The organism is Xanthomonas sp. NCPPB 3174, assembly GCF_056725205.1.
In genome coordinates, this window is sequence record NZ_CM161517.1 from 152,728 (window position 1) to 162,500 (window position 9,773).

Below are 9,773 nucleotides of genomic sequence, written 5' to 3' on the forward strand. Positions count from 1 at the left end.
GCCGCCGCGTTGGGAGGACAGGCACGCGGCAACCGCGCTGCACTCAGTGCAGCAGATCCCAGCCCATCTTGCCGATCAGCACCACCACCAGCACCAGGAACAACTGCCGGATCAGCGGCGTGCCGCCGCGCAGCGCCAGCCGCGTGCCGGTCACCGCGCCGGCCACGTTGGCCACGGCCATCGGCACCGCCGCGGCCAGCAGGATCTTGCCGCTGGGCACGAAGAAGCACAGCGCCGCCAGGTTGGTGGCCAGGTTCACCACCTTCGAGGCGGCCGAGGCGCGCAGGAAATCCAGGCCGAAGAAGCGGATGAACAGAAAGATCAGGAAGCTGCCGGTGCCCGGGCCGAAGAAGCCGTCGTAGAACCCGATCGCCGCGCCGATCGCCAGCGCGATCGCCAGTTCGCGGCGCCCGATGTGGCGTGGGCGGTGCAACGCGCCGAAGTCCTTCTTGACCAGCGTGTAGCCCAGCATCGCGATCAGCAGCACCAGGATCAGCGGGCGCACCGCCTGTTTCGGCAGCAGGCTTACTGCGGTGGCGCCGAGGAAGGCGAATACGAACGCCGTCGCGGTCGCGTACAGCACCGGCCGCCACGGCAGGCGCACATGGCGCGCGTAGCGCCAGGCGGCGGTGCCGGTGCCGGCCATGGCGCTGAACTTGTTGGTGCCCAGCACCACTGCCGGTGCCTGTTGCGGCAAGGTCGCGAACAGCCCGGGCAACTGGATCAGGCCGCCGCCGCCCACCGCCGCGTCCACCAGCCCGGCGACGAAGGCGATGCACAGCAGCCAGGGCAGTTCGGTGGGGATCGACTCGAGCACGCCGGCGCTCCGCGCAAGGGCCCGCAAGCATAGCCGCCACCGTCCGCAACGCGCGCGCGGCGTGCGCGTTGGCGCGCCAGCCGGCACAATCGGCACATGCCACCGTCCGCCCCGCGCCTTGCCGATCCCTGTCCCTGCGGCCGTCCGCGCGACTACGCGCAGTGCTGCGGGCCGTACCACGCCGGCGCCGCGGCGCCGGATGCCGAATCCTTGATGCGCTCGCGCTACAGCGCCTACGTGCGCCAGGACGCCGACTACCTGCGCGCCAGTTGGCATCCGTCCACCTGCCCGCCGCAGGTGGAAATCGACCCGCGCACGGTCTGGCTCGGCCTCACCGTGCAGCGCGTGCTGCAGACCGGCGCCGACAGCGCCGAGGTCGCCTTCCTGGCGCGCTATCGCATCGGCGGCGGCAGTGCCGTGCGCATGACCGAGCACAGCCGCTTCGTGCGCGAGGACGGGCGCTGGTACTACCTCGACGCGCTGGACTGAACCGGCACGCGTCGCGCTGGCGGTGCGGACGAACGCGCTCCGCCCGTTCGTTCGCAGGGCTGTCGTCGATCCTGCTGCACTTGGAACGGGCGCTGCGGATAGCGAACGCCATGCCTGCCGAGGCTCCGCGTCGCGCGATCCGCCAACCAAGCCACACGCAGAATGCAGTGCCGGTCGCGCGCCGTCTTCCGCCCACACCACGTGAGCGGAGTGCACACGCGGCGGTTGTTTATGATGTCGGCCCTGCCGTCGGCGAGGATGTTGCGATGATGCGTTTGGCCTGGATCCTGCTGCTGGCGGCCCCGTGCGCGCTCGCGCAGACCCCACCCGCGGCGGCGCCGTCCACGCCCGATCCGGCCTTTGCCAGCTGCGTGGCCGGCCTGCGCACGGCCGCGACGAAGGCGGGCGTCGCCGAAGCGTCCTTCGACCGCTTCACCGCCGGCCTGCAGCCGGACCCGAGCGTGCTGCCGCTGCTCGACGCCCAGCCCGAGTTCACCACGCCGATCTGGGACTACCTGGCCGGCCTGGTCGACAGCCAGCGCATCGACGACGGCCGCGCCATGCTCGCCACGCACCGCGACTTGCTCGCGCAGGTGGCGCAACAGTATGGCGTGGACCCGGAGACCGTGGTCGCGGTGTGGGGCGTGGAGAGCGATTACGGCCGCATCTCCGGCAAGCGCCCGCTGCTGGTGTCGCTGCTGACCCTGTCCTGCGAAGGCCGCCGCCAGCCGTTCTTCCGCAGCGAACTGTTCGCGCTGCTGAAGCTGCTGCAGGCCGGCGACCTGCGTCCCGAGGGCCTGACCGGGTCCTGGGCCGGCGCCTTCGGCCACACCCAGTTCATGCCCAGCACCTACGCCCGCGTCGCCGTGGACGGCGATGGCGACGGCCGTCGCGACCTGGTCGCCAGCATTCCCGATGCGCTGGCCTCCACCGCCAACTATCTCAAGCTGGCCGGCTGGCAGACCGGCCAGCCGTGGGGGCTGGAGGTGAAGCTGCCGGACGGCTTCGACCCGGCGCTGGCCGGGCGCACTCAGCGTCGGCCGCTGTCGGACTGGCGCGCGCGCGGCCTGACCGCCGCCGATGGCAGCGCGCTGCCGGCGCTGGCGGCGCAGACGCCGGCGGCGGTGCTGATTCCGGCCGGCGTGCATGGCCCGGCGTTCCTGGTGTTCCGCAACTACGACGCGATCTACGCCTACAACGCCGCCGAAAGCTACGCACTGGCGATCGCGCTGCTGTCCGACCGGCTGCGCGGCAAGCCCGGGCTGGTCGCCGCCTGGCCGACCGACGACCCCGGCCTGGGCCGCCCCGAGCGGCGCGAACTGCAGACCCTGCTGCTGGCGCGCGGTCACGCCATCGGCCAGGCCGACGGCGCCATCGGCACCGCCACCCGCCGCGCGATCCAGGCCGAACAGCAGCGCCTGGGCCTGCAGCCGGCCGACGGCCGCGCCGGGCAACGCATCCTCGACGCACTGCGCCGCGAGGCCGGCGGCGCGCCTGCGGCACCGGTGACGCCACCGGCTACGCCGCCGCCGCCGTCGCCGCAATCGCCCGCACCGGCATCGTCACCCGCACCCGCACCGACGCCGGTCCCCACCGGGACGCCGGCCCCGACGCCGTTCGGCGGCACCCCGCCCACCGCGTTCCGGCTGCCGGCCGCCTACCCGGCCTTCGCCCAATCCCCCGCGCCACGGAGCATCCATCCCATGTCCGACGTCCCCGGCCTGAGCACAGGCGACTTCCACGGCTACCCCTCGCTGCTGGTGGAGACCCCGCAGTCCACCGCCGCGATCAGCCTGTTCGGCGGCCAGGTGCTGTCGTTCGTACCCAAGGGCGGCACCGACGCGCTGTGGCTGTCGCCGAGCGCGCAGCCCACGCCGACCCCGATCCGCGGCGGCACCCCGGTGTGCTGGCCATACTTCGGCCGCCAGGGCCAGAGCGATGCCGTCCCCGCGCACGGCTTCGTGCGCACCGTGCCGTGGCAACTGCAGGACGCGCGGCGCGAGGCCGACGGTAGCCTGGTGCTGACCCTGGCGCCGCCGGACTTCGACGACCTGCCGCTGCGCCTGCGCATGCAACTGCGCATCGGCGCCACCCTGGAGCAGCGCCTGGTCACCGACAACGTCGGCACCGCGCCCGCCCGCTTCACCCAGGCGCTGCACAACTACTTCCGCGTCGCCGACGCCACCCAGGTGCGGGTGCAGGGCCTTGACGGCCTGGACTACCTCGACAAGTTCGAGAACTACGCCACCGCGCATCGCCAGCACGGCGACTGGAGCCTGCAGGACCCGCGCGATCCTGGCCGCAGCGACCGCATCTACACCGGCGCCGGCGGCCGCTACACCCTGCTGGACCCGGGCCTGCAGCGCCGCATCGAGATCGCCACCACCGGCAGCCGCACCCTGGTGGCCTGGAACCCGGGCGAGGCCGGCGCACAGAAGATGGCCGACGTCGGCCCGCACTGGCGCCAGTTCGTGTGCCTGGAAGCGGCCAACGCCGGACCCGAGGTGATCGAACTGGCCCCGGGCGCCCAGCACGTGCTGCAGCAGACGATTTCCGTCGTGGCGTTGTGACCCCGGCCGAGTGACCCCGGCCGGACGGCGGCACCGCCCGCTGCGGACCGGTAGTGGGCATTGGTGACGGCCCAGCCGTAACTGCTGCGCCGCCGCGCCTTGGTGGCATGAGTGGCGTCGCTGCCTCCGCCGGACCCTCACCCCCGACCCCTCTCCCGACGGGAGAGGGGAGTCGCTTGGTGTAGCCGGACGGGGTGCCGACGCAATCGGGCCAGCGCGCAGACGTCATGGCACCCCAATCACCGCAGGAAGCGTCCCGTAGGAGCGGCTTCAGCCGCGACGGGCGTTCCCGGTAAAGCCCGGTCGCGGCTGAAGCCGCTCCTACCGTGCAATCCGCATCCGGCCTCGATAGCGCCGGATGCAGGTTATTGGAGGTGCCGTTCAATGCCCTCCACGGCCGCAGCTGCACCTGTCTCGTCCGCCTTCCACCTTCTGCCTCCGCGGTGATGCGAGAGGGGCTTCAGTCCGGCCCGCGATCGGCCAGCCCCCATTGTGGGAGGGACTTCAGTCCCGACGCGACGGTCTCCGCCGCTTGCGATCCAAATCGCGCCAACCGCACCCAGCCCAGCCACCGCGAGGTGGCAGGCACGCGGCCCTGTCCACTCCGACCTCCCGCACCCGCAGCGGCGCCGATTACACTGCCGCGTCCGCCAGGAGGCCTGCCGTGCACGCTCCGACTCCCGCTGTCCGCTCACGCCGCGCCGCGGTCGCCTTCATCTTCGTCACCCTGCTGATCGACGTGCTGTCCTTCGGCGTCATCATCCCGGTGCTGCCCACGCTGGTGCGCGGCTTCACCGGCGGGGACTTCGCTGCCGCGGCCCGCTGGGTCGGCTGGTTCGGCTTCCTGTTCGCCGCCCTGCAGTTCGTCAGCTCGCCGCTGCAAGGCGCGCTGTCCGACCGCTACGGCCGGCGCCCGGTGATCCTGGCCTCCTGCCTGGGGCTGGGCGTGGACTTCATGGTGATGGCGCTGGCACAGAGCCTGCCGGTGCTGCTGCTGGCGCGCATGGTCTCCGGCGTGTTCTCGGCCAGCTTCACCTCGGCCAATGCCTACATCGCCGACATCACCCCGGCCGACAAGCGCGCCCAGGCCTACGGCATCATCGGCGCCGCGTTCGGCGTGGGCTTCGTGGTCGGCCCGCTGCTCGGCGGCTGGCTCGGCAGCCTGCACCTGCGCGCGCCGTTCTGGTTCGCCGCCGGGCTGGCCCTGCTCAACTTCCTCTACGGCCTGTGGGTGCTGCCCGAATCGCTGGCGCCGGAGCGGCGAACCGCGCGGGTGGACTGGGCGCACGCCAACCCGTTCGGCGCGCTGCGCCTGCTGCAGCGCTACCCGCAGGTGTTCGCGCTGGCCGCGGTGATCTTCCTGGCCAACTTGGCGCACTACGTCTACCCGAGCATCTTCGTGCTGTTCGCCGACTACCGCTTCGGCTGGGGACCGAAACAGGTCAGCTGGGTGCTGGCCCTGGTCGGCGTGTGCAGCATCGTGGTCAACGCCGTGCTGGTGGCGAGGGTGGTGCGCCGCTTCGGCGAGCGCGGCGCGCTGCTGTTCGGCCTGGGTTGCGGCGTGATCGGCTTCGCCATCTACAGCGTGGCCGGCAGCGGCGCGTTGTTCCTGCTCGGCGTGCCGATCAGCGCGCTGTGGGCGGTGGCCGGGCCGGCGGCGCAGGCGATCGTCACCCGCCATGTCGGCGCCGATGCGCAGGGGCGCATCCAGGGGGCGCTGATGAGCCTGGTCAGCCTGGCCGGGGTGATCGGGCCGCTGCTGTACGCATGGGTGTTCGCCGCCTTCATCGGCCCGCACGCGCTGCTGCACTTCCCCGGCGTGCCGTGGCTGCTGGCGGCGCTGCTGCTGGGCGGCGGCTGGATCGTGGCCTGGCGCCGTGCGCGGGTGCCGGCTGCCGGGGTGGCCGTCGGCTGAGGCGCTGCGCAGGCAGCGCGGCCGGCATGAACGGCTCAGCTTGCTGGGATGGGCGTCGCGGCTCGCGCGCGGCCTCGCCTGGCACCGCGCGGTCGCGATTGTTACGCTGTGTCCTCTCTTTCGTCGCGGCCGGCCGGCTGCTGTACCAGTCGCCTGCATGATGTCCCCTCCCGACGGAACCGCCCTGCCGTTGACCGCTGCGCGCCTGCTGCGCGAGGCCACTGCGCAGCAGCACCAGGCCGTGGAAGACCTGCCGGCGATGCGCGCGCTGATGGATCCGGCGCTGTCGCTGTCCGCCTACGTGCAGCTGCTGCGTCGCCATCACGCGGTGCTGGCCGGCTGGGAACAGCGCGAAGCGGCCTGGCTGCGCGACTGCGGCGATGCGCAGTGGCGTTACCAGCCGCGCACGCCGCTGCTGGCGCAGGATCTGCATGCCCTGCAGGCAACCCCGCCAGCGCCGCAGCCGCTGCCGCCGGCCGCCGACGCCGGCGCGCGTTGGGGCATGCTCTACGTGGTCGAAGGTTCCCGCCTGGGCGGCCGAGTGATCGCCCGGCACCTGCGGCAGACCCTGCCCGCCGTCGCCCCGGCGCTGTCCTATTTCGAACTCGGCCATGCCGACCCGGCCGCCTGGCGGCATTTCCAGCAGCGCCTGGAGCTAGCCTTGCCGAGCGCGCCGCTGCGACAGGCCGCGGTCGACGGCGCCCGCGCCATGTTCGCGCACTTCCATACCCACTTCGCCCTGGAGATCGCCGCATGAGCGACATCGTCGTGCCCCTGGACATGGACGCCTGCGCACGCGAGCCGATCCATATTCCTGGATCGGTGCAGCCGCACGGCGTGCTGCTGGTGATCGAGCCGCAGGACGGGCGCATCGTCCAGGCCAGCGCCAGTGCCGCCGACCTGTTCGGCCGGCCCTTGGACGCATTGCTCGGACAGCGCTACGACGCCCTGCTCGTGCTGGAGGATCCGCGCACGCGGCTGCTGCCCGACGCGGCCGAGCGCAGCGACCTGGCCTATGTCGAAGTGGGGTTCAAGGGCGCGGCCGCGACGCAGCGCTGGGTCGGCGCCTGGCATCTGTATCCGGAGCAGTGGCTGCTGGAACTGGAGCCGCGCGACGCGCCGCTGGCCGACGCCACCCTGCGCGAAGCGCTGCCGGTGCTGCGCCGGCTGGAGACCGACCAGAGCATCGAGGACGCCTGCCAGCGCGCCGCCAAGAGCCTGCGCAGCCTGATCGGCTACGACCGGGTGATGATCTACCGCTTCGACGACGACTGGAACGGCGACGTGGTCGCCGAGGCGCGCGCAGCAGAGCTGGAGCCGTACCTTGGCCTGCACTATCCGGCCAGCGACATTCCGGCGCAGGCCCGCGCGCTGTACCTGCGCAACCGCGTACGCCAGATCGCCAACGTCGGCTATGTACCGTCGCCGATCCAGCCCACGCTGCATCCGCGCCTGCGCGCACCGGTGGACCTGAGCGACGTCAGCCTGCGCAGCGTGTCGCCGGTGCACCTGGAGTACCTGGCCAACATGGGCGTCACCGCCACCCTGGTGGCCTCGATCGTGGTCAACGACGCGCTGTGGGGGCTGATCGCCTGCCATCACTACCGCCCGTATTTCTGCAACCACGAGATGCGCGATGTCGCCGATGCGCTGAGCCGCGCCCTGGCCGGGCGCATCGGTGCGATCACCGCGGTGGCGCGCGCGCGTACCGAGTCGGTGCTGCTGACCGTGCGCGAGAAGCTGATCACCAACTTCAACGACGCCGAGATGCTGACCGCGCCCATGCTCGACGAGATGGCCTCGGACCTGCTCGACGTGGTCGATGCCGACGGCGTGGCGGTGTTCCATGGCGACCACGTCACCCGCCACGGCATGCTGCCGTCGACCGAGGACCTGGCGCGGATCCGCGAACAGATCGAGTCCACCCATCACGAAGCGCTGCGCCACGACGCGGTCGGCGCACTGCACTCGGACCAGATCGGCGAGACCTTCCCGGCGCTGGCCGATCTGGCGCCGCTGGCGGCCGGCTTCATCTTCGTGCCGCTGATGCCGCAGGCGCGCAGCGCCCTGCTGTGGACCCGCCGCGAACAGGTACGCACGGTCAACTGGGCCGGCAATCCGCAGCTGGCCAAGCTGCAGGACATCGCCGGTTCGCGGTTGTCCCCGCGCAAGAGCTTCGACCTGTGGCAGGAGACCGTGCGCGGCCGCGCGCTGCCGTGGTCGCCGATCAGCCTGGAGTCGGCGCGCAGCCTGCGGGTGCTGATCGAGCTGATGGAGCGCAAGCGCTTCCAGCAGGATTTCGCCCTGCTGGAGGCCTCGCTGTCGCGGTTGCGCGAACCGGTGGCGATCGTCGAGCGCGGCGACGGCCCGCGGCCCAGCCGCCTGGCCTTCGTCAACGAGGCCTTCGCCGCACTGTACGAGCGCGAGGTCGCCGACCTGATCGGCTGCGACCTGGAGCGGCTGTACGCCAGCGATGCCGTGCTGGTCGAAACCCAGCGCATCGACACCCTGCTGCGGCAGGGGCGCGCGGCCTACGTCACCCTGCCGCTGCGCGTGGACGGCACCACGGCCGTGCACCGCCAGTTCGACTTCGAACCGCTGCCCGATCACTCCGGCGTGTCCAGCCACTGGTTGCTGCAGTTGCGCGATCCGCGCTGAGTCATCGCCGGCGACGCACGCTCAGCGCGTGCGCCGCCACAGCGCCAGCGTCGCCGCGCCGGCCAGCAGGCCCCACAAGGCTGCACCGATGCCGAACAACGACAGGCCCGAGGCGGTGACCAGGAACGCGATCAGTGCCGGCTCGCGCTCGTGTTCCTCGCGCAAGGCCGAGGCCAGGCTGTTGCCGATGGTGCCGAACAGCGCGATGCCGGCGATGGCCATCACCAGCTCCCGCGGAAAGGCCGCGAACAGCGCGGCCACGGTGGCGCCGAACACGCCGATCAGCAAATAGAAGAGCCCGGCGAACACCGCGGCCACGTAGCGCCGCTGCGGATCTTCCTGCGCTTCGCGGCCCATGCAGATCGCCGCGGTGATCGCCGCCAGGTTCAGCCCGTATGCGCCGAACGGCGCCAGCAGCGTGTTGACCACACCGATCCAGCCGATGGTCGGCGAGATCGGCACCGCATAGCCGGACGCGCGGATCGCCGCGACCCCAGGCAGGTTCTGCGAGGTCATCGTCACCACGAACAGCGGCAGCGCGATCCCGAACAGCGCCTGCCACGACAGCGTCGGCCAGACCAGCACCGGCTGCGCCAGGCGCAGTTGCGCCGCCTCCAGATGCAGCGCGCCGTTGACTGCGGCCACAGCGATGCCGACCAGCAGCGTGGCGATCACCGCATAGCGCGGAAAGGCGCGGCGTCCGAGCAGATAGGTTGCGAACATCGCCAGCGCCATACCGAGCTGATGCTGCATCGCCACGAACACGTCCAGGCCGAAGCGCAGCAGCACCCCGGCCAGCATCGCCGAGGCCAGCGACAGCGGAATGCGCCGCAGCAGGCGTTCGAACAGGCCGGAGAAGCCGGCGAGCGTGGACAGCATGGCCACCACCACGAAGGCGCCGATCGCATCGGACAGCGGCAGGCCGCCGCCGCTGCCGATCAGCAGCGCGGCACCGGGCGTGGACCAGGCGGTGACCACCGGCATCCGGTAGCGCAGCGACAGTCCGATGCAGGTCAGGCCCATGCCCAGCCCCAGCGCCCACATCCACGAGGCGATCTGCGCCTGCGAGGCGCCGACGCTACGCGCGGCCTCGAACACGATCGCCGCCGAACTGGTGAAGCCGACCAGCACGGTGACGAAGCCGGCGATCAGCGCGGGCAGCGAGGCGTCGCGCCAGAGCGAGCGTGCAACAGCGGTCATGCGGAATCCCATGATGGAGCGCAGGCTGCATTCTCGGGCAAACGCCAGCGATCGGCCGCGCCTTCACCAATAGAGAGGAGAGCCGGCAGGGCGCAGCGCCGCAAGGGCTCGCAAAAAAACGGTT

At 71.8% G+C, this 9,773-nt stretch carries 7 protein-coding genes; 5 read left to right on the forward strand and 2 right to left on the reverse strand.

Annotated features, from left to right (window positions below; all coding sequences use genetic code 11):
* Nucleotides 1-43: 43 nt before the first annotated feature.
* Nucleotides 44-817, reverse strand: coding sequence for a sulfite exporter TauE/SafE family protein (locus AC1PK7_RS00685; protein WP_010340843.1), 774 nt, complete (start codon nucleotides 815-817; stop codon nucleotides 44-46).
* Between the two features lie 96 nt (nucleotides 818-913).
* Between AC1PK7_RS00685 and AC1PK7_RS00690 the strand changes: the two genes are divergently transcribed.
* From AC1PK7_RS00690 to bphP, 5 genes are all read left to right on the forward strand, one after another.
* Nucleotides 914-1,306, forward strand: a complete 393-nt coding sequence (locus tag AC1PK7_RS00690; RefSeq protein ID WP_019800734.1) for a YchJ family metal-binding protein — start codon at nucleotides 914-916, stop codon at nucleotides 1,304-1,306.
* 269 nt (nucleotides 1,307-1,575) lie between these two features.
* Nucleotides 1,576-3,876, forward strand: coding sequence for a lytic murein transglycosylase (locus AC1PK7_RS00695; protein WP_481100959.1), 2,301 nt, complete (start codon nucleotides 1,576-1,578; stop codon nucleotides 3,874-3,876).
* Nucleotides 3,877-4,540: 664 nt separating this feature from the next.
* Nucleotides 4,541-5,791, forward strand: a complete 1,251-nt coding sequence (locus tag AC1PK7_RS00700) for a TCR/Tet family MFS transporter (protein ID WP_481099529.1) — start codon at nucleotides 4,541-4,543, stop codon at nucleotides 5,789-5,791.
* A gap of 157 nt (nucleotides 5,792-5,948) precedes the next feature.
* A complete protein-coding gene (locus tag AC1PK7_RS00705) occupies nucleotides 5,949-6,548 on the forward strand; it encodes a biliverdin-producing heme oxygenase (RefSeq protein ID WP_481099530.1) in 600 nt (199 codons plus the stop codon).
* Entirely contained in the window at nucleotides 6,545-8,449 is a 1,905-nt protein-coding gene (bphP, locus tag AC1PK7_RS00710) for a bacteriophytochrome BphP (protein ID WP_481099531.1), read from the forward strand. Before AC1PK7_RS00705 ends, bphP begins: the two co-directional genes overlap by 4 nt.
* A 21-nt stretch (nucleotides 8,450-8,470) precedes the next feature.
* On the opposite strand, the gene AC1PK7_RS00715 is transcribed toward bphP, so the two are convergent.
* Entirely contained in the window at nucleotides 8,471-9,649 is a 1,179-nt protein-coding gene (locus AC1PK7_RS00715) for a benzoate/H(+) symporter BenE family transporter (protein ID WP_481099532.1), read from the reverse strand.
* Between the last annotated feature and the right edge of the window lie 124 nt (nucleotides 9,650-9,773).